Annotated in this window: 18 protein-coding genes; 12 read left to right on the top strand and 6 right to left on the bottom strand. The window is 65.7% G+C overall.

Going from position 1 to position 19,054, the window contains the following annotated elements; genetic code table 11:
* Nucleotides 1-33: 33 nt before the first annotated feature.
* From ACSBOB_RS34095 to nhaA, 11 genes are all read left to right on the top strand, one after another.
* On the top strand, nt 34-345 hold the full coding sequence (locus ACSBOB_RS34095; RefSeq protein ID WP_442580411.1) for a (2Fe-2S)-binding protein: 312 nt from the start codon (nt 34-36) through the stop codon (nt 343-345).
* Complete coding sequence (gene bfr, locus ACSBOB_RS34090) at nt 311-796, top strand: bacterioferritin (RefSeq protein WP_442580410.1); 486 nt, start codon at nt 311-313, stop codon at nt 794-796. Before ACSBOB_RS34095 ends, bfr begins: the two co-directional genes overlap by 35 nt.
* 381 nt (nt 797-1,177) lie before the next feature.
* On the top strand, nt 1,178-2,710 hold the full coding sequence (locus ACSBOB_RS34085) for a di-heme oxidoreductase family protein (RefSeq protein WP_442583927.1): 1,533 nt from the start codon (nt 1,178-1,180) through the stop codon (nt 2,708-2,710).
* Between the two features lie 302 nt (nt 2,711-3,012).
* Nucleotides 3,013-4,053 (top strand): imelysin family protein, encoded by a 1,041-nt coding sequence (locus ACSBOB_RS34080; protein ID WP_442580409.1) that lies wholly within the window; start codon nt 3,013-3,015, stop codon nt 4,051-4,053.
* Between the two features lie 12 nt (nt 4,054-4,065).
* Nucleotides 4,066-5,166, top strand: a complete 1,101-nt coding sequence (locus ACSBOB_RS34075) for a DUF1513 domain-containing protein (RefSeq protein WP_442580408.1) — start codon at nt 4,066-4,068, stop codon at nt 5,164-5,166.
* 33 nt (nt 5,167-5,199) lie between these two features.
* The gene (hrpB, locus tag ACSBOB_RS34070) at nt 5,200-7,842 is read left to right on the top strand and encodes an ATP-dependent helicase HrpB (protein WP_442580407.1); all 2,643 of its coding nucleotides are present in this window, start codon (nt 5,200-5,202) and stop codon (nt 7,840-7,842) included.
* Between the two features lie 75 nt (nt 7,843-7,917).
* Nucleotides 7,918-8,169: a type II toxin-antitoxin system prevent-host-death family antitoxin gene (locus ACSBOB_RS34065; RefSeq protein ID WP_442580406.1), complete on the top strand. Its 252-nt coding sequence runs from the start codon at nt 7,918-7,920 to the stop codon at nt 8,167-8,169.
* Nucleotides 8,166-8,576: a hypothetical protein gene (locus ACSBOB_RS34060; RefSeq protein WP_442580405.1), complete on the top strand. Its 411-nt coding sequence runs from the start codon at nt 8,166-8,168 to the stop codon at nt 8,574-8,576. Before ACSBOB_RS34065 ends, ACSBOB_RS34060 begins: the two co-directional genes overlap by 4 nt.
* An 86-nt stretch (nt 8,577-8,662) precedes the next feature.
* Nucleotides 8,663-9,988 carry an ActS/PrrB/RegB family redox-sensitive histidine kinase gene (locus ACSBOB_RS34055; RefSeq protein WP_442580404.1) on the top strand — a complete coding sequence of 442 codons (1,326 nt, stop codon included), beginning with the start codon at nt 8,663-8,665 and terminating at the stop codon, nt 9,986-9,988.
* A gap of 63 nt (nt 9,989-10,051) precedes the next feature.
* Nucleotides 10,052-10,615, top strand: coding sequence for an ActR/PrrA/RegA family redox response regulator transcription factor (locus tag ACSBOB_RS34050; protein WP_442580403.1), 564 nt, complete (start codon nt 10,052-10,054; stop codon nt 10,613-10,615).
* A 98-nt stretch (nt 10,616-10,713) separates the two neighbouring features.
* Complete coding sequence (nhaA, locus tag ACSBOB_RS34045; protein WP_442580402.1) at nt 10,714-11,913, top strand: Na+/H+ antiporter NhaA; 1,200 nt, start codon at nt 10,714-10,716, stop codon at nt 11,911-11,913.
* Nucleotides 11,914-12,030: 117 nt separating this feature from the next.
* Here the strand turns inward: nhaA and ACSBOB_RS34040 are convergent, their stop codons facing one another.
* A complete protein-coding gene (locus ACSBOB_RS34040; protein WP_442580401.1) occupies nt 12,031-12,891 on the bottom strand; it encodes a hypothetical protein in 861 nt (286 codons plus the stop codon).
* A 488-nt stretch (nt 12,892-13,379) separates the two neighbouring features.
* Nucleotides 13,380-13,880 carry an MmcB family DNA repair protein gene (locus tag ACSBOB_RS34035; protein ID WP_442580400.1) on the bottom strand — a complete coding sequence of 167 codons (501 nt, stop codon included), beginning with the start codon at nt 13,878-13,880 and terminating at the stop codon, nt 13,380-13,382.
* A 280-nt stretch (nt 13,881-14,160) separates the two neighbouring features.
* Here ACSBOB_RS34035 and ACSBOB_RS34030 point away from each other — a divergent pair, with 280 nt between their 5' ends.
* Complete coding sequence (locus ACSBOB_RS34030; protein ID WP_442583926.1) at nt 14,161-14,781, top strand: L,D-transpeptidase; 621 nt, start codon at nt 14,161-14,163, stop codon at nt 14,779-14,781.
* 99 nt (nt 14,782-14,880) lie between these two features.
* Here ACSBOB_RS34030 and ACSBOB_RS34025 read toward each other — a convergent pair whose 3' ends face one another.
* The 4 genes from ACSBOB_RS34025 to murJ form a co-directional block, all read right to left on the bottom strand.
* The gene (locus ACSBOB_RS34025) at nt 14,881-15,456 is read right to left on the bottom strand and encodes a NifU family protein (RefSeq protein ID WP_442580399.1); all 576 of its coding nucleotides are present in this window, start codon (nt 15,454-15,456) and stop codon (nt 14,881-14,883) included.
* Between the two features lie 111 nt (nt 15,457-15,567).
* Entirely contained in the window at nt 15,568-16,059 is a 492-nt protein-coding gene (locus ACSBOB_RS34020; protein ID WP_442580398.1) for a universal stress protein, read from the bottom strand.
* Nucleotides 16,060-16,156: 97 nt separating this feature from the next.
* Complete coding sequence (trpS, locus tag ACSBOB_RS34015; protein ID WP_442580397.1) at nt 16,157-17,224, bottom strand: tryptophan--tRNA ligase; 1,068 nt, start codon at nt 17,222-17,224, stop codon at nt 16,157-16,159.
* A 131-nt stretch (nt 17,225-17,355) separates the two neighbouring features.
* The gene (gene murJ, locus ACSBOB_RS34010) at nt 17,356-18,945 is read right to left on the bottom strand and encodes a murein biosynthesis integral membrane protein MurJ (RefSeq protein ID WP_442580396.1); all 1,590 of its coding nucleotides are present in this window, start codon (nt 18,943-18,945) and stop codon (nt 17,356-17,358) included.
* Nucleotides 18,946-19,054: the final 109 nt, after the last annotated feature.

The raw sequence follows: 19,054 nt of genomic DNA, 5'->3' as shown, positions 1-19,054 counted from the left end.
AAGCCCACGCCGTCAGCCAGTCCAGAGTGGAAGATGCTGATCTGTCACTGCAACCTCATCACCGAAAGGGAGATCGAAGAGGCGATTCTTAACCTGCTCGAGCAGGATCCGTGGACGCTCATCGTGCCTGCGAAGGTCTATCACAGCCTCCGCAAGCGAGGGCGCTGTTGCGGCTGCTTCCCAAATGTGGTGGAAACGATCATTCGGGTAACCGAGGCCTACCATCTCCGTTCGGAGGCGAACGGGATGGATGTCGTTTCACACCTGGACCGCGTCAGAGGATTGCGGGCCGAATACGGGAGCAGGACCCATGAAGGGCGAAAAGCAAGTGATCGAGCGGCTTAACGAGGCTCTGTTCCTGGAGCTTGGGGCCGTAAACCAGTACTGGCTTCATTTCCGCCTGCTCGAGGATTGGGGATACCAGAAGCTCGCCAAGAAGGAGCGTGCCGAATCGATCGAGGAAATGCATCACGCCGACAAGATCGTCGCCCGCATCATTTTCCTCGAGGGGCATCCGAACCTGCAGTCCTTGGCGCCGTTGCGCATCGGCCAGAACGTCAAGGAAGTGCTGGAATCAGACCTTGCCGGCGAATATGACGCACGCACGTCCTACAAGCGTTCGCGCGAGGTCTGCCAGGAACTCGGCGACTACGTAACCATGGAACTGTTCGAGGACCTACTGAAGGACGAGGAAGGCCATATCGACTTCCTCGAAACCCAGCTCGACCTGCTCGCCTCCATCGGCGAGGAGAAGTACGGCCAGCTCAACGCCGAACCGGCGAACGAAGCCCATTGAGATGTCTTCATGCGGCGCATAGGGTTTTCTACGCGCCGCAGCGCATTTGAAGGGGTCCGGTGCGTCCTTCGAGGTTCGCCCGCGAAGGACGACGTCAAGTTTTCAGATGGCGATGAGGGCTCGCACCTCAGGATGAGGGCGGGCGGCGCCAACGGCGCTTGTCCTGTTGCGCTGACGCCCGGCGACAACTCGGAAGTCCGGTCAACACTGGCTAGCTACGCTGACGGTCCTCATCCTGAGGTGCGAGCCCGCGCCGCCTCCTGGAACAATGGTGCTTCCGTTCGCGGGCGAGCCTCGAAGGACGCACCCAGGGGAAAGTTTACTTTTTTCCGCCTGCGGCAGCTTTGCAGCGCCGCAGCCTTTGTGCGGAAAGAAAGTAAACTGTCCCCGGCGCTTCTTCTTGCCGCCGCCCTGCTCTCCATACTTTCCATCTCTCCGTCAGCCGTCGCTGGCGACACGCCTGCCAGTCTCGCCGCGACCCGCGACGACATTCCGGCACACGACCTCACCCGCGTAAAATCCGTCACCGCGCCGACACAAGATTTTTCCAACCCCGAATCCTTCGAAGCCCTGCCCGGAGGCGCGGCGACCACGAAGAAGCGGCCGAACCAGGACGCCTTCTCGCAATCCTCCGCCAACATCACCTTCGAGCAGGAAGGCACGTTCAAGCTCGGCAACGGGCTGTTTCGAAAGCTGTGGGTGTCATCGCCTTCCTCGACGCAGGCGTCCGACGGCCTGGGTCCGCTGTTCAATGCACGCGCCTGCCAGAGCTGTCATCTGAAGGACGGGCGCGGGCATCCGCCGGAGGGCGCCGCCGACGCCACCTCGATGTTCTTCCGGCTGGCGCGTGCCGCCGAGACCGAGGAAGAAAAGCGGGCGGTGGCCGATCGCGCCGTGCTCAACCTGCCCGACCCGGTCTATGGCGGGCAGTTGCAGGATCTGGCCGTGCCGGGGCTGGCCGGCGAAGGCAAGATGGCGATTTCCTATACGGAAATTCCGGTGACGCTCGGCGACGGCACGGTCGTGTCGCTGCGCAAGCCCAGCTATTCGGTGACCGATCTCGCCGACGGACCGATGCATCCCGGCACGACGCTGTCGCCGCGCGTCACGCCGGCGATGATCGGGCTCGGCCTGGTCGAGCAGATCCACCCGGCCGACATTCTTGCCAATGCCGATCCGGATGACAGGGACGGCGACGGCATATCCGGCAAGCCGAACATCGTGCGCGACGAGTTGAGCCGTGAATTGACGCTCGGCCGCTTCGGCTGGAAGGCGCAGACGCCGTCGATACGCCAGCAATCCGCCGACGCCTTCGCCGGCGACATCGGTATCTCGACGCCTGAAGTGCCGAAAAGTTTCGGCGATTGCACGGAGGCGCAGGCGAAATGCCGGGCGATGCCGACCGGCGTGCAGGAGCGGCTGGGCGATGTGGAAGCGCCGCCGCCGGTGATGGACCTCGTCACCTTCTATTCTCAGAACCTGGCCGTGCCGGCGCGCCGCGACGTCGGCAAGCCGGCGGTCCTGGCGGGCAAGAAGGTATTTTACGACATTGGCTGCGCCTCTTGCCACACGCCGAAATTCGTGACGCGCCGCGACGCGCCGGACAAGGCTTTTTCGTTCCAGCTGATCTGGCCGTATTCGGATTTCCTGCTCCATGACATGGGAGATGGGCTGGCCGACGGGCAGCAGGTGGGCGACGCCAGTGGCAACGAATGGCGCACGCCGCCGCTGTGGGGCATCGGCCTGACCCAGCGCGTGAGCGGCCACACGTTTTTCCTGCATGACGGGCGGGCGCGCAACCTGACCGAAGCGATCCTCTGGCACGGCGGCGAAGGCCAGAAGGCGCGCGACAGATTTGCCGCGCTCGACGCCGCCGACCGTGAGGCACTGATCAAGTTCCTGGAGTCGCTGTGATGGCTAGTCAGGCCGGCAAGATCGCGGAAGTGTGGTCGCGGCTGGCGTCAACATCGCGCTCCGTCCAACACCCCTCATCCGACCTCGCTTCGCGAGGCCACCTTCTCGCACAAGGGGAGAAGGTGGAGTTTCGCGTCAACCTCTCTGCCAATCGCCAACGTTGGAGATTTGCAGAGGCGGTGCGGCAGCGCTCCACCTTCTCCCCTTGTGGGAGAAGGTGGCCTCGCGAAGCGAGGTCGGATGAGGGGTGTTGGACCGAGCGCGACAGTTCAAGCCGTACTCGGGAATCCACATTCGCTTCGGTGGCGCTGCTCCTTTCCCTACTTACCTCCCCCGCCCTCGCCGCCAACGCCACCGTCGAAAAAGCGATCGACGGTTTCGTGCGTCCTGCCTATGCCGACTTTCATACCGCTGCGGCAAAAGAAACCGGCGACGTGCAGGCGCTGTGCGCAGACCGGTCGCCGGAGAAACTCGCGGCGGCACAAGAAGATTTCATAGGGCTGGTCTCCGCCTGGTCGACGGTCGAGGTCATCCGCTTCGGGCCGGTAACCGAGGAGAACCGGCTGGACCGCATCCTGTTCTGGCCGGACCGGAAAGGCATCGGCCTGAAGCAGGTGCAGGCCGCCCTCGCCGGCAAGGACGCGACGGCCACCGACCTGGCGCAACTGGCGGGCAAGAGCGTCGCCATGCAGGGCCTGGGCGCGCTGGAGTTCGTGCTGTTCGGCACGGGCGCCGAGGCGCTCGGCGTGCCGGGCGATCCCTATCGCTGCGCGTATGGGCTGGCCGTCGCGGGCAATATCGAAGGCATGGCGAAGGCAATCGTCGAGGGATGGCAGGATCCCGCTGGAATCGCCGGCACCTGGGCCAATCCGGGGCCGGACAATCCGCTCTACAGGACCGACGACGAGGCGCTGACCGAACTGTTCGATGTCTTCGTTCACGGCCTGGAGATGACCCGTGACGTGCGGTTGAACGGTTTTCTCGGCGCCAACGCCGACGACGACAAGCCGAAGCAGGCAATCTACTGGCGCTCGGGCGCGACGGTGGTCTCGCTGGGCGCCAATCTGGCCGGCATGAAGACACTGTTCGAGGCGTCGAAACTGGCGAACCTGCTGCCCTCGGACGCCGACTGGATCGCCGGCTCCATCAGTTTCGAATTCAATACATCCGGCAGGATGATCGGACATGCGATAACACCCATCACCGAAGTGCTGGCCGCGCCCCAACGCGGCGGACTGCCGGCGTTTCGTTTGATCACCTCGCATCTGTCTGAATTGTTCGGCGTGAACATGGCCGGAGCACTGGGGCTGTCCGCCGGCTTCTCGTCGCTGGACGGGGATTGAGCGAAGGTCGCCATGCGTACACCGCTCTTCGACCGCCGCGATTTCCTGAAGGCCGCCGGCGCGTCATTTGTCGCCGCGCTTGCGCCGGCGGCACGGGCATCGGCAACGGAAGCCGACGCGATCTTCGCCACCGCCTATCAGAGCCGCGACGGCGGCTACGGCGTGGCGATCCTGACCGAGCAGGGCCGTCTGGTGCATTCGCTCGCCTTGCCGGATCGCGGCCACGACATCACTTTCGACCCGGTCTCCCGACGCTCGGTGGTGTTCGCGCGTCAGCCGGGCACCTTCGCCGTGGTTTTCGACCATGCCGGCAAGGCAGAGCCGGCGACCATCCCGAGCGTCGAGGGGCGGCATTTCTACGGGCACGGGGAGTTCTCGCCGGACGGCTCCCTGCTCTACGCGACCGAGAACGATTTCGAGAATGCCGTCGGCATGATCGGCGTCTATGATGCAACGGATGGTTTCCGCCGCGTCGGCGAGTTTCCGACGCACGGCGTCGGCCCGCACGAACTGCTGCTCTGTCCGGACGGGAAAACGCTCGCCATCGCCAATGGCGGCATCGAGACGCATCCGGATTTCGGCGCGGCGAAGCTCAACATCCCGACCATGAAACCCTCGCTGGTGTTTGTCGACCGCACGACCGGCGAGCGGCGGGAGAGTCACGAACTCGACCCGGCTTTGCACAAGCTGTCGATCCGCCATATGGACTTCGACCGCGCCGGCACGCTGTGGTTCGGCTGCCAGCACGAGGGACCCGCGACCGAACGGCCGGCGCTGGTCGGGCGCGCCCGCATGGGCGAGCGGTTCGAACTGATCGGCTTCCCCGAGAAAGTGCTCGCCGGCCTGCGCAACTATGTCGGCTCGGTCGCCGCCAATCCGGCTGCCGGCACGGTCGCGGTGTCTTCGCCGCAAGGCAATGCGCTGGTGGTGGTCGACGCAAAGGATGGCGCGGTGGTCTCGGCGCGCGACCTCACCGAAGTCTGCGGCATCGCGCCGGACAGCACCGGGTTCCTGGCCAGCACCGGCACGGGCCAGATCGTGCCGCCGGAAGGTGCGGCCAGTTCCGACGCGCGGCATGTCTGGGACAACCACATGCTGCGGATTTTGGTGTAGACGCTGCCGGCACATCGTGTAGCTGGTTGCCGAATGGTTGGCTCAGTTCTCCCCGTCCTCCCCGTCGTCGAAGCGCTGCCGCCGCTGCTTGCCGCGCTGGAAGAGGGCAGCAGCGCCGTGCTGGTGGCGCCGCCGGGCGCAGGCAAGACCACGCTGGTGCCGCTGGCGCTGCTCGACGCGAAATGGCGCGGCGACGGCACGATCCTGCTGCTCGAACCACGCCGGCTGGCGGCGCGCGCGGCAGCCCGGCGCATGGCCGAAATTCTCGGCGAGGAGCCGGGCGGCATGGTCGGCTTCGCCATGCGCATGGAGCGAAAGGTTTCGGCCAGGACTCGCATACTCGTCGTCACCGAAGGCATTCTGGCGCGCATGATCCTCGACGATCCGGAACTGCCGGGCATCGCGGCCGTGCTCTTCGACGAGTTTCATGAACGCTCGCTGGACGGCGATTTCGGACTGGCGCTGGCGCTCGACGTGCAAGGCGCGCTGCGGCCCGATTTGCGTCTTCTGGTCATGTCGGCCACGGTGGATGGCGCGCGCGTGGCGGCGCTGCTCGGCGACTCCGCGCCGGTCATCGAAAGCGCCGGCCGAAGCTTTCCGGTCGACATCCGCCACGCTGAACGCGCGCCGGGCACGCCGATAGAGGATGCGGTCGGGGCGGCGGTGCGCGAGGCGCTGGCCACCGAGGAAGGAAGCGTGCTCGCCTTCCTGCCCGGCCAGCGCGAGATTCTCCGCACGGCCGAGCGGCTTGAGGGGCGCGTCGCGGAGACGGTCGACGTGGTCCCGCTCTACGGTCAGCTCGACGCGCGCACGCAGGACGCGGCGATCAAGCCCGCACCGGCGGGCCGGCGGAAAGTGGTGCTGGCGACCTCGATCGCCGAGACCTCGATCACCATCGACGGGGTGCGGGTGGTCATCGATTCCGGCCTGTCGCGGGTGCCGCGCTACGAGCCGGCATCCGGCTTGACGCGGCTGGAGACGGTGCGGGTGAGCCGTGCCTCTGCCGACCAGCGCGCCGGCCGCGCCGGACGCACGCAACCCGGCGTGGCGATTCGGCTGTGGCGGGCGGAGCAGACCGCGTCGCTTGCAGCCTACAACACGCCGGAAATGCTCGAGGCCGACCTGTCGTCGCTGCTGCTCGATTGCGCGGCCTTCGGTGTCGCCGACCCGCGCGCGCTGGCTTTCCTCGACCCGCCGCCCGCGCCGGCATTGGCCGAGGCGCGGGCGCTGCTGGCATCGCTGGATGCGCTGGACCCGGACGGGCGGCTGACCGGGGCGGGCGCGGCGATGCGCAAACTCGCGCTGCCCGTGCGGCTGGCGCATATGGTGGCCGAAGCGGCGGGCGACGGGGTCGGGCGCGAGGCGGCGATGCTTGCGGTGCTGCTGACCGAACGCGGGCTTGGCGGCGACAGCGTCGACCTGGAGCGCCGGTTGGCGCGGTTTCGCGGCGAGAAATCGCCACGGGCGGTGGCGGCGAGGCAATTGGCGGAGAGGCTGGCTCGGGCGTTACCCTCCCCCTTGCGGGGAGGGTCGGCGAGCGTTCGGAGCGAAGCGGAGAGCGCGAGACGGGGTGGGGGTGACCAGACACCTTCGTCTCAGACCCCCACCCCGGCGCTACGCGCCGACCCTCCCCACAAGGGGGAGGGTGGCGCGCTGCCTCCACCAACCCCCTCCGCCCGCTTCGCGGGCACCTCCCCCTCAAGGGGGGAGGAAACCGCAGGCACCCTTCTTCTCCTCGCCTGGCCGGACCGCGTCGCCAAGGCGCGGGGCGAGCGAGGGCGTTTCGTGCTGGCCAACGGCAGCGGCGCGATGCTCGATGCCGCCGATCCGCTGGCGGGCGAGACGTATCTGGTCGTCGCAGATATTCAGGGGAAGGCGCAGAACGCCCGCATCACCGCCGCCGCCGTGGTGAGCGAAGCCGACATCCGCGCGGTGCTGGGCGGGCGGCTGGAGCGCAGGCGCATCACCGAATTCGACGTCGAGCGGCGCGCCGTGCGGACGCGCGAAAGTGTGCGGCTCGGCGCGGTCGTGCTTTCCGAGCAATTGCTGCCGCCACCGAAGGGCGCGGAAGCCGACCGGGCGATCGTCGATGCCGTGCGCGAACATGGCCTGTCGCTGCTGCCATGGGGCAAGGAGGCCGAAGTCTTGCGTGCCCGCTTGGAATGGCTGCACGCCCACGTCGGTGCGCCGTGGCCGGACGTGTCCGACGCGGCGCTGACGGAAACACTGGAAGACTGGCTGCTGCCCTTCCTCAGCGGTGAGGCGTCGTTCGCCCGCATCGACCCTAACGCGGCAACGCAGGGCTTGCTTTCGCTGCTGCCGCACGATCTGCGCCGTCGGCTCGACCAGGCCGCCCCGACGCATTTTTCCGCTCCTTCCGGCAGCAGCGTGCCCATCCGCTATGACGGCGAGACGCCGGTGCTGTCGATCCGCGTACAGGAACTGTTCGGGCTGACCCGGCATCCCGCGATCGGCGGCGGAAAAGTGCCGCTGACGCTGGAACTGCTGTCGCCGGCGCACCGGCCGATCCAGACGACACGCGACCTGCCCGCCTTCTGGCAAGGTTCCTGGGCGGATGTGCGCGCCGACATGCGCGGGCGCTATCCGAAGCATGTCTGGCCGGAGGATCCCGCCAAGGCAGCGGCCACCAGCCGGGCAAAACCGCGCGGAACGTGACGGAGTTGCATCGGGATATCTGGCTTGCGAGAGACTCAGCATTGCTGTATTTTGCAGCAAATTCAGGATTTCGGCATGTCCAGCTTTTCGACCAGCGACCTCAGCAGAAAGTCGGGAGACATCATCGCGCAAGCACTGCGCGCGCCGGTGACGATCACTCAGCGCAACAAGCCGCGGCTCGTGCTGCTCAGCGTGGAAGATTATCGCGATTTGCTGGCCCGAGCCGATACGCGCCGGAGCGGCACGATCGAGACGATATCCGATACGCTACTGGCCGAGATCGAGATGGCGGTTGCGGATTATGAGGCCGAGGACAGCAATCGGTGACCCGGGATGACCTCAGGACAGGTGCAGTCATCCGATATCAGTTCCTTTGGTCACATGAAGCAGGAAGAGGCGAGACCGAAGGGCGCAAGCCGCGTCCAGCCACGGTCGGCGTACACATCCCGAGACAATCAGGCGATGTCCTGCTGCTGTTTCCGATCACCACGAAGCGTCCGCCAGAGACGCGGTTTGCGGTTGAGGTACCCGAGACAGAGAAGCGCCGCGCCGGACTCGATGCGTTGACGCGCTGCTGGCTCATTCTCGACGAATACAATGAAGATGCAGTCGGACGGTCGTTCTATATTGACCCGTCGCCACCCCTAGGCCATTTCAGTAAGGCTTTCTTCCTTCCCCTCATCAAGCAATTCGTGGCTCGCGCCAGGAAGGCAACGCGCGTCTCGCGGCTTTGACATTCGGCGTCGTTGTGCGAGTGATCCGGCGCAACGGCGCGCAAGATAGCGCTTGGCGTGGCGACCGGCGGGCGTCATAAACCGGCATGATCAAGTCGCTTACCACGCCCGATTTCGAGCAGGCCCACCGGCTCAGGCTGAACACGCTGATCCGGTTGCGCTGGCTGGCGGTGGTCGGCCAGAGTGTCACCGTCGTCGTCGTCGCCTACTGGTTGGATTTTCCGCTGCCCGTCAGCCTGTGCTTTGCGCTGATCGCCTGCTCGGCTTGGCTGAACCTCTATCTGACCTTCCGCTACCCGTCGGCGCACCGGCTGGCGCCGACTTCGGCGCTGGCGACGCTGCTGTTCGATTCGCTGCAGCTTGCCGGCCTGCTCTATCTGACTGGCGGCCTCACCAATCCCTTCTCGCTGCTGCTGACCGTGCCGGTGGTCATCTCGGCGACGACGCTGTCGCTGAAGATGACGGCGGTGCTCGGCGGCCTGGTGATGGCGATGGCGAGCTTGCTGGTGTTCTACCATTTCCCGCTGCCGTGGATCGAAGGCGCGGAACTGATCATCCCCTTCGTCTATGTCGCCGGCATGTGGATGGCGGTGTTCTCATCGATCACCTTCACCGCGGTCTATGCCTGGCGCGTCGCCGAGGAGGCGCGGCTTCTCGCCAATGCGCTCGCCGCGACAGAACTGGTGCTGCAGCGCGAACAGCATCTTTCGGCGCTCGACGGGCTGGCTGCGGCGGCGGCGCACGAACTCGGCACGCCGCTTGCCACCATTACCGTGGTCGCCAAGGAGATGGAGCGGGCGCTGGGCAACGACCCGAAATACCGCGAGGACGTGACCCTGCTGCGCTCGCAGAGCGAGCGCTGCCGCGAGATATTGAAGCGCCTGACCAGCCTGTCGACCGAAAGCGACGAACATCTGGCGCGGCTGCCGCTGACCTCGCTGATCGAGGAGGTGATCGCGCCGCATCGCGACTTCGGCATCACTATACGCCTCGATCCCGGCGAGCGCATCGGCGAGGAGCCGGTCGGCCACCGCAATCCCGGCGTCATCTACGGACTGGGCAATCTCGTCGAGAACGCGGTCGACTTCGCGGCGGGCGTGGTCACGGTGCGCTGGCGCTGGGACGACACCGCGGTGATCATCGACGTCGTCGACGATGGGCCGGGCTTTCCGCCGGAAATCCTCGACCGCATCGGCGAACCCTATATGTCGACCCGCCAGGGCGCGGAACCGGGCGGAGGGCTGGGCCTCGGCCTGTTCATCGCCAAGACCTTGCTGGAACGCTCGGGCGCGACGCTGTCGTTCTTCAACGCCAACCAGCGCGGCCAGGGCGCGGTGGTGCAGGTGGCATGGAGCCGTGACCAGTTCCTCAGCCGGCGAAGCGCCCCGAACGACATGTACGAGACGGCGTGAGGTGGTATTCGGTGGCTAGGAAAGCTATATCCTGCATAGCCAATAAGAAACGGATGGACGCCGATGATCGCCGAGGAAACGTTGCAGGACAAGGCCATAGGACCCGACGCCTCGCTGCTGCTGGTGGATGACGACAAGCCGTTCCTGACACGTCTGGCGCGCGCCATGGAAGCGCGGGGCTTTACGGTCGATACAGCGGAAAGCGTCGAGGAGGCAGTGGCCAAGGCGAAGGCCGGCGCGCCCGCTTATGCGGTGGTCGACATGCGACTCGGCGACGGCAACGGGCTCGACGTGGTCGCCGCCATCCGCGAAAACCGCGCCGACACGCGAACGGTGATCCTCACCGGCTACGGCAACATCGCCACCGCTGTTACGGCGGTAAAACTCGGGGCCATCGACTATCTGTCGAAGCCGGCCGACGCCGACGACATCTACGCCGCGCTGACCCGCACCGGCGGCCAGCGCGCCGCGCCGCCGGAAAACCCGATGTCGGCCGACCGCGTGCGCTGGGAGCATATCCAGCGCGTCTACGAAATGTGCGACCGCAACGTTTCGGAAACGGCGCGCCGGCTCAACATGCACCGCCGCACGCTGCAGCGGATCCTGGCCAAGCGCGCGCCGAGGTGACGGGCCGTTTGTCACAACAGCCTCTTTAGGGGTTGCCGCGACTTCTTTCGCACGGCATTCAGTCGGGATGACCTGATGCGACTGCGAGGGAGAGCCGCATGACTGGCAAACCGGCCCGCCCTGTCTCCGTCTTCCGCGAATTCCTCGACAGCGAGGCGTCGGGCGGCATCGTTTTGATGGGTGCCGCGCTGCTGGCGCTGGTCGTCGCCAACTCGCCGCTTTCGGGCGCCTATTTCGCCGCGCTAAAAACCTATGTCGGTCCGCTCAACGTCGAGCATTGGATCAATGACGGGCTGATGGCGGTGTTTTTCCTGCTGGTCGGGCTGGAGATCAAGCGCGAGATGCTCGACGGGCAGCTTTCGACCTGGCCGCGCCGCGTGCTGCCGGGCATCGCAGCAGCCGGCGGCATGGCTGTGCCGGCGCTGATCTACGTCGTGCTCAACCTGCAGAACGAGCAGGCCTTGCGCGGCTGGGCGATCCCCACCGCCACCGACATTGCGTTTGCGCTGGGCGTGCTGTCGCTTCTCGGCAGCCGCGTGCCGGCCTCGCTGAAAGTGTTCCTCACCGCGCTCGCCATCATCGACGACCTCGGCGCGGTGATCATCATCGCCATTTTCTATACCAGCGGCCTTTCCATGCCTTATCTCGCGGGCGCGGCGGCCGTTCTCGTCATTCTGATGGCGATGAATCGCATGGGCGTGCTGAACCTTTTGCCTTATGCACTGCTCGGGCTGGTCCTGTGGGTGCTGGTGCTGAAATCCGGCGTGCATGCAACCTTGGCCGGCGTCGCGCTGGCGCTGACCGTGCCGCTTCGCACGTCGCCCGGCGTCGCGCACGACCTCGAACATTCGCCGCTGCACCGCATGGAGCATTCGCTGCACAAAATCGTGCCGTTCGTCGTCATCCCGATCTTCGGTTTCGCCAATGCCGGCGTCTCATTCACCGGTATGAGCCTGTCGTCCCTGGTCGAACCGCTGACGCTGGGCGTCGCCGCCGGGCTGGTCATAGGCAAGCTCGTCGGCGTGCTCGGCACCTCGGCGCTGGCCATAAAACTCGGCCTCGCCGACCTGCCCCGAAACGCGAACTGGGCGCACCTGACCGGCGTGGCGTTTTTGTGCGGTATCGGCTTCACCATGAGTCTGTTCATCGGCTTGCTCGCCTTCGCCGACGACCCGGACCTGCAGAAGGCGGTAAAACTCGGTATACTGGCGGGCTCGCTGGTGGCGGCGCTGGCAGGCTCGGCAGTGCTGATGTTGGCGCCGAGGGCGGGGGAGGAACTGGAAGAGGACGAGCGTTAGGCGGCTTGGTCAGCCAAGCCGATGGATGAGCACTTACCGGCAGCACTGATCGCCACCACGCGGCGAAAAATCCGCGCCGGCCGTCGATCCTTCGCTATGTGCCCGGCAAGCACGCCGTCAGGACGTGTTTGGTTTCTCCATCGCCCACTGCGCCAGCCCATGCACGACCTCCAGCACGTCCTGCACCTCATGGGTGGATTTTGGCCGCCAGCCGGGCGGTCGGCCGGGTTTCAGCGGCCATATGCGATGGAACCGTACCGGCTTGCCGGCCCTCCTGAATGGCGCGATTCCCGCCTCCTGGCGCAGCTTTTCCTTCGCGATCGCCGCCTCGTTGCGCGCCCGCCAGCGGGCGAACCGGTTTGCCTGCCCTGGCAAATCGTCGAGTGCGGCGGCCAGCGCTTGCAGGCGCAGGGAAATCCGCGTCGCGTCGACCGGATCGTCGCCGGGCAGGCGGCGGAACGGCATGCCGGACGGCGCGCCATCGGCTGCCACCGGCCACCTGCGGACGCTCCACGGCCGCAGCGGATCGAACAGCGGCAGGCTGCGTTTTTTCGGGCGGGCGGCGCGGAGTTCGGCGGCACGCCGGGCGGTGGCGGCGCGTCTCCGGTCCTCCCGCGACACGGTGACGGCGATGCCGAAGCCACGCAGCAGCGGCTCGATGGGTTTCGGCTTCGGTTTTCGCGGACGCAGCGGCGGCAAGGTTATCACCAGCCCGCGCGCGGCGACGATGATCAGCCGCCGCACCGCCGCTTCGGCCGGACGCAGCAGTTTTGCGATGGCGCGGTGGAGGTTTCGGGGAAGGGTTAATGCCGGGGGCAGTTTACTTTTTTCCGCTTGCGCCTCGTTCTGAACCGCCGTGCCCTTCTGCCGAAAGAAAGGAAACTGTCCCCCAGCGCCAAGACCGGCCATGGCGACGAGCATGGCGAGTACGCGCTTCAGCGCCTCCCGGTTCTTGTCGATCGCCGCAGTCCAGTCCATCGCTGCCTTCCTTCCGATACAGGCGGCGAGGATTATCGCGCAGGTGTGGAGGGTGGGGGGAATTTCTCGGGGAAATAGTCCTGACGGATGCTGACAGGGATGGTGGCTGAGAAATCCTTAGAGAGGGTTTCTTTTGCAATTCCAGGATCTTACCATCGGCGGGTCACGTCGACTGTCGGCGCTGCCCCTTATCTGCCTGCCGGCATCTTCTCCCCGTGAAGGACGGGGAGAAGGGCGCTGGGAGTGCCGGTTTCGCCAACCGGTCCGTTGGAGATCTACGAAGGGGGGCGGCCGGCGGAGCTCTCGCCTTTCTTCACGGCTATCGCGTTCATTGATAGATCAGGACCGGCGATCACCGATCGGCAGGTGACACTGGCGACATCGGGAGCCTCATCAGGTCATGTGCCCCCTGTTCATGGACGCCGACATCCTCCCAGTTCGACGCTTCCCCGAGGCCACGGAAGCGAAGCACGATCCAAAAACCGTCCCTACTCGCTCTCGCCCTCCAGCGCCGGCACGGCGACGCCGGCAAGTTCCGCGGCGAGCAGGCGGGCCGCGCCGGCGCGGGCGAAACGCAGCATCAGCGCTTTTCGGGTGGCCGCCGCCAGCCGATGTTCAGGCGCCTCGCGAAGAATCTCGGCGCCGTAGCCGTCCGAGAGGATGAAGCCGCAATCCTCGGGGAAGATCGCCGCCGGCACGTCGGGGTGGGTGGCGAAGAAGAAGCGGTCGGAGTGCAGGCGGTATTCCGGCCATTTTCGGTCGACCCGAAAATCCTCGATCGAGGATTTGATCTCGATGATCCAGATGTCGCCCTGGCGGGTCAGCGCGACGAGGTCGGCGCGGCGGCCCGTGGCCAGCGAAATCTCGGGCAGGACATGCGCGCCCATCTCCATCAGCAGGCGCTGCACGCCGCGCCGCACGCGCATGGCGCGTTCCGACTGGCGGCCGTCGATGAGCGGGTTTGAGGCAAGCGGCGAGATGATCGGCATGGCCCATAGTACAAAAGAGGAACATCGCCGCAAGAGGCGATTGACCTGATCCGTGACCGAAAATCGTCATTCCGTGGAGGAACGGGCAAAAATCTCGCAAAACATCACGGGTTCGTGAAGGAATGTTGCGAAAATGCAATAACCACGGTCTTCCCGCAGGCGAACCCCACACTTGACCAAATCACCGCTTGGCAGCGGAAGGCAAAGCTTCCTACTAGATGACGACGAGAACGTGGCCGAATCGGGCAGGATCGTCATCAGGGGAGCAACAGATCTCTTCATGCGGCTAAAGACCTTTGCATTGCTGGCCGGATTGGCCCTGACGACCGCGATTTCGGGCTGCAGCTCGATCGGCTCCTTCGAGATGTTTTCCGTCGCCGACTACAGCGCCCGCACCGATGCCGGCTACAGCGTGCCGGCCATCCCGATCTACAAGGTACCGTCGCAATATCGCCGGCAGATCGTCCGCTACCGGACGGACGAGGCGCCGGGCACGATCATCGTCGATACCGGCGCCAAGCACCTGTATTTCGTGCTGCCCGACGGCAAGGCCGTGCGCTACGGCATCGGCGTCGGGCGCGAAGGTTTTGAATGGAAGGGTACGGCCCGCGTCGGGCTGAAGCGCGAATGGCCGGTGTGGACGCCGCCATCGGCGATGATCAAGCGCCAACCCGAACTGGCCAAATGGCGCGGCGGCATGCCTGGTGGGCCAACCAACGCGCTCGGCGCGCGCGCCCTCTACCTCTACAACAAGGGCGACACCGGATACCGGCTGCACGGAACCCCGGAATGGTGGTCGATCGGCAAGGCGATGTCGTCGGGCTGCGTGCGCATGCTCAACCAGGATGTCATCGACCTCTACAGCCGCGCCGATGTCGGCGCGAAAGTCATCGTCGAATAGAGATACTTACGCGAACCGTCTCGGCAACAAGGACGTCGCAAGCAGAAAACCGGGCTTTTGGCCCGGCTTTTTGTTATGTCCGGCATTTTTCGCCGATCGTCAGATCTGCTCGACCTGCTGGACCTCCGGCACGAAGTGGCGGAGGAGGTTCTGGATGCCGTGCTTCAGCGTCGCGGTCGAGGACGGGCAGCCGGAGCAGGCGCCCTTCATGTTGAGGAAGACGGTGCCGTTCTCGAAGCCGCGGAACGTGATGTCGCCGCCGTCCTGGGCGACCGCCGGACGCACCCTCGTCTCCAGCAACTCCTTGATGGTGATGACGATCTCGGCGTCGGCCTTGTCGTAGAACTCGTCGCCGGTCTCGGCCGCGTCGCCGCGCGCCTGGGCTGCGCTGGTCATGACCGGCTGGCCGGACATGAACTGTTCCATGATGGCGCCGAGAATGGCCGGCTTGAGATGCTGCCAGTCCGGGCCATCGGCCTTGGTGACGGTGACGAAGTCGTAGCCGAAGAACACGCCGGTGACGCCGTTGATGTCGAACAGCCGGCCGGCCAGCGGCGAGGCTTCGCGGGCAGCAGTGGCGTCGCGGAAATCGGCGGTGCCTTCCGGCAGGACCTCGCGGCCGGGGAGGAATTTCAGCGTGGCGGGATTGGGGGTCGCCTCGGTCTGGATGAACATCGCCGCGTCTCCGTGCGTCATTCTTTGGAATTATTCTAAATAGGCCTATTCACCGGCCGGGACAAGCGCATTCGCCGCCTGTTCTCCAAATGGAGATCACGCCGGGACGGATCAAGCGAGGCTGGCGATTTCCTCGTCCGATAAGTTCTGCGGCACCACCGTGACGGGAATCGGGAAGGCCGCATTCTTGCCGGCGATCGAGGCAACCAGCGGCCCCGGTCCCTCCTTCGCTGCGCCGGCGGCCAAAACCAGGATGGCGATGTCCTGGTCGTCCTCGATCAGCTGGTGGATCTGTTCGGTCGGCTTGCCTTCGCGCACCACGAGTTCCGGCTCGATGCCGAGCCTGGCGCGCACCTTGGCGGCATGCATGTCGAGCGCGGCATGGGCGGCGGCCTGCGCCTCGTCGCGCATGATCTTCTCCACCCCCAGCCAGTGCTGGAAATCGCCGGGTTCGATGACGTAGAGCAGCACGACGACCCCGCCCGTCGACTTGGCGCGCATCGAGGCATAGGCGACAGCGCGCTCGCATTCCGGCGTCTCGTCGACGACGGCCAGGAATTTGCGGCGGTGGCCGGCTTCCCGGCTGAGACGTTTCGAGACCATCAGCTACTCCCTCAACGAGGCTCCGGTCGGTGCACCGCAATCTGCCACCCGCGGGGGCGGGCGGCAAGCGGCGGCGATAGACCAACCGCCGGTGCGGTCAGCCCTGCAAAAGTCCGATGATGTCGCGCACCGTCTTCATGGTCGTCTCGGCAAGCTTGCCCGCGCGCTCGCCGCCGTCGCGCAGCACGCTGTCGACATAGGCATGGTCGGCGGAGATGCGGCGCATCTCGGAAGCGATCGGCGCGAGTTTGTCGACCGCCAGATCGGCAAGCGCCGGCTTGAAGACGGAGAACTGCTGGCCGCCGAACTCTTTCAGCACGGCGTCCTTCGTGACCTCCGCCAGGCCGGCGTAGATGCCGACCAGATTTTCCGCTTCGGGCCGGCTAGCCAGGCCGTCGATCTCGCTGGGCAGCGCTTCCGGATCGGTCTTGGCTTTCCTGATCTTCTTGGAGATCGTGTCTGCATCGTCGGTCAGGTTGATGCGCGACAGGTCGGATGGATCCGACTTCGACATCTTCTTCGACCCGTCGCGCAGGCTCATGATGCGCGCCGCCGGCCCGCCGATCACCGGCTCGGTGATCGGGAAGAAGCCGTTCACCGTCTCCTCGCCGACCTGCATCTCGACGCCGACGCCGAGATCGGCGATGCGGGTCGAAAAATCATTGTTGAACTTCTGGGCGATGTCGCGGGTCAGTTCCAGATGCTGCTTCTGGTCCTCGCCGACCGGCACATGGGTGGCGCGGTAGACCAGGATGTCGGCCGCCATCAGGCTCGGATAGGCGAGCAGGCCGAGCGAGGCGTTCTCGCGGTCCTTGCCGGCCTTGTCCTTGAACTGCGTCATGCGGTTCATCCAGCCGATGCGCGCGACGCAATTGAAGATCCAGGCAAGTTCGGCGTGCTGCATGACGCGCGACTGGTTGAAGACGATGTGCTTCTTCGGATCGATGCCGGAGGCGAGAAACGCGGCGGTAATCTGGCGCGTCTGGTCCTGCAAATCGGCATGGACGAGCTGGGCCGTCAGAGAATGCAGGTCGACGACGCAGTAGATGCAGTCCGACGTGTCCTGCAGCGCGACGAATTTCTTGATCGCGCCGAGATAATTGCCGAGATGCAGATTGCCGGTTGGCTGGACGCCCGAGAAGACGAGCGGCTTGAAGGCGGTCATGAGAACAATCCTCGTGGCTTGTGGAGGGCCGTTTCGCACGCGGCGAAAATCGAGACGGGCTTATGGCGGAAGGCGCGGCGGAGAGCAAGAGGGCTGCCGGCTCGGTAGTGAGCGGCCCGCGCGCCGCCTGATCACTCCACAGGAGGCTCGGTCTTTGCGCCGGATCGCTTCACACTGCGCTTGATCATGCCGATATCCGCACCGCCTATGGCGAAGACGGTGACGAAATATAAAACCATCGCGCCCGCCACCATCGTGCCGAGAACGACCGCCTGCTCGTAGAACGGTGCGGCTGAACTCAGGCTGCCGGAAAACCAGCGCGAAGCGGCGTAGAGCGCGCCGGCCATGACGGCCGAGGCGAACAGCAGGCGGGGGATGCGTTTCATGAGGCCGGCGTCGCGTCCCCAGTGGCCGCGCCGCACCAGCACGCCGAGCAGCAGCGCGGCGTTGACCCAGCCGGCAATGGCCGACGCGGTGGCGATGCCGGCACCGCCCATGGTCGGGAACAGCGTTAGCGCGACTGCGACGTTCACCGTGACCGAGATGGCGGCAAAAATCATCGGCGTGCGCGTGTCCTCGCGGGCGAAATAGCCCGGTGTGAACGCCTTGATCAGCACGAAGGCCGGCAGGCCGAGCCCGAATATGGCAAGGATGGCTGAAACCGTCGGCGTGCCGTTGGAGGCGGCGAAGGCGCCGCGTTCGTAGAGCAGACGCACGATCGGCTCGGAAATCACCAGCAGCGCGGAGGCGGCCGGCAGCGTCAGGAACAGCGTGAACTCGACCGAACGGTTCTGCAGGTTGGATGCCTCCTGCAGATTGCCCGCCTTCAGGGCGCGGGCCAGTTCCGGCAGGAGCACGATTGCCACCGCGATGCCGACGACGCCGAGCGGCAACTGGTAGACGCGGTCTGCATAGGCGAGCGAGGAGACGGCGCTTTCCTTGCCGGAGGCGATCGCCGTGCCGATCAGCTGGTTGATCTGGGTGATGCCGCCGGTCACCGCCGCCGGGAAGGCGAGCACCAGCAGGCGCTTGACGTTCGGGGTGAAATGCGGCCGGCGGAAGCCGATCGACACGCCGGCATGGCGCACCGCGACCCAGACGATGGCGAGCTGCACGACGCCAGCGGCCAGTACGCCCCAGGACAGCGCATAGCCGATGTCGAGACCGCCCAGCCCTTCATGCCAGGCGTAGCCCAGCACGCCGATCAGGATGATGTTCAAAAATACCGGCGCCACGGCGGCCGCGAAGTAGCGGCGCAGCGAGTTGAGCATGCCGGCCATCATCGCAGCCAGCGACATGCACATCAGGTAAGGGAACATGATGGTTGCCAGCGCGACGGTGAGGTCGTGTTTTTGCGGATTGTCGGAGAAGCCGGGCGCCACCACGGTCGACACCAGCAGCGGCATGGAAAATTCCATCAGGATGGTCAGTGCCACCAAAGTGGTGAACAGCACCCCGAACACTTCTTCCGAGAATCGTTTCGCACCTTCTATGCCTCCCGCCTCGATCTCCTTGGCGAACAGCGGCACGAAGGCTGCGTTGAAGGCACCTTCAGCGAACAGCCGGCGAAACGTGTTGGGGAACTGGAAGGCGGCGTTGAAGGCGTCGGCGATCGGCCCGGTGCCGAGGGCCGCCGCCATCAGCATCTCGCGCGCGAACCCCAGCACCCGGCTCATTAGCGTGCCGGAGGCGACGGTGGCGAATTTCTTGACGAGGCTCATGCGGAGGTTCCCCTCCCCCCTGAGGGGAGGGTCCGGCCGAAAGCCGGGGGAGGGGTCGGCGCGGCAGTGCTCGACGCCTCTTTTTGCATCGCCGAGTCAGAAGATTGGC

Source organism: Mesorhizobium sp. KACC 23794 (assembly GCF_052180275.1).
Taxonomy (GTDB): domain Bacteria; phylum Pseudomonadota; class Alphaproteobacteria; order Rhizobiales; family Rhizobiaceae; genus Kumtagia.
Note: the sequence above shows the minus strand (reverse complement) of the source record. Positions and strands in the feature narration are given on the sequence as shown.

What these genes read in the sequence shown, in the direction of transcription:
- ACSBOB_RS34020 (WP_442580398.1), bottom strand. Translation starts at nt 16,059, where the DNA reads ATGGTCTCGAAACGTCTCAGCCGGGAAGCCGGCCACCGCCGCAAATTC.
- hrpB (WP_442580407.1), top strand. Translation starts at nt 5,200, where the DNA reads ATGGTTGGCTCAGTTCTCCCCGTCCTCCCCGTCGTCGAAGCGCTGCCG.
- ACSBOB_RS34025 (WP_442580399.1), bottom strand. Translation starts at nt 15,456, where the DNA reads ATGTTCATCCAGACCGAGGCGACCCCCAATCCCGCCACGCTGAAATTC.
- nhaA (WP_442580402.1), top strand. Translation starts at nt 10,714, where the DNA reads ATGACTGGCAAACCGGCCCGCCCTGTCTCCGTCTTCCGCGAATTCCTC.
- ACSBOB_RS34050 (WP_442580403.1), top strand. Translation starts at nt 10,052, where the DNA reads ATGATCGCCGAGGAAACGTTGCAGGACAAGGCCATAGGACCCGACGCC.
- ACSBOB_RS34065 (WP_442580406.1), top strand. Translation starts at nt 7,918, where the DNA reads ATGTCCAGCTTTTCGACCAGCGACCTCAGCAGAAAGTCGGGAGACATC.
- ACSBOB_RS34075 (WP_442580408.1), top strand. Translation starts at nt 4,066, where the DNA reads ATGCGTACACCGCTCTTCGACCGCCGCGATTTCCTGAAGGCCGCCGGC.
- ACSBOB_RS34030 (WP_442583926.1), top strand. Translation starts at nt 14,161, where the DNA reads ATGCGGCTAAAGACCTTTGCATTGCTGGCCGGATTGGCCCTGACGACC.
- bfr (WP_442580410.1), top strand. Translation starts at nt 311, where the DNA reads ATGAAGGGCGAAAAGCAAGTGATCGAGCGGCTTAACGAGGCTCTGTTC.
- trpS (WP_442580397.1), bottom strand. Translation starts at nt 17,224, where the DNA reads ATGACCGCCTTCAAGCCGCTCGTCTTCTCGGGCGTCCAGCCAACCGGC.
- ACSBOB_RS34040 (WP_442580401.1), bottom strand. Translation starts at nt 12,891, where the DNA reads ATGGACTGGACTGCGGCGATCGACAAGAACCGGGAGGCGCTGAAGCGC.
- ACSBOB_RS34055 (WP_442580404.1), top strand. Translation starts at nt 8,663, where the DNA reads ATGATCAAGTCGCTTACCACGCCCGATTTCGAGCAGGCCCACCGGCTC.
- murJ (WP_442580396.1), bottom strand. Translation starts at nt 18,945, where the DNA reads ATGAGCCTCGTCAAGAAATTCGCCACCGTCGCCTCCGGCACGCTAATG.
- ACSBOB_RS34095 (WP_442580411.1), top strand. Translation starts at nt 34, where the DNA reads ATGCTGATCTGTCACTGCAACCTCATCACCGAAAGGGAGATCGAAGAG.
- ACSBOB_RS34035 (WP_442580400.1), bottom strand. Translation starts at nt 13,880, where the DNA reads ATGCCGATCATCTCGCCGCTTGCCTCAAACCCGCTCATCGACGGCCGC.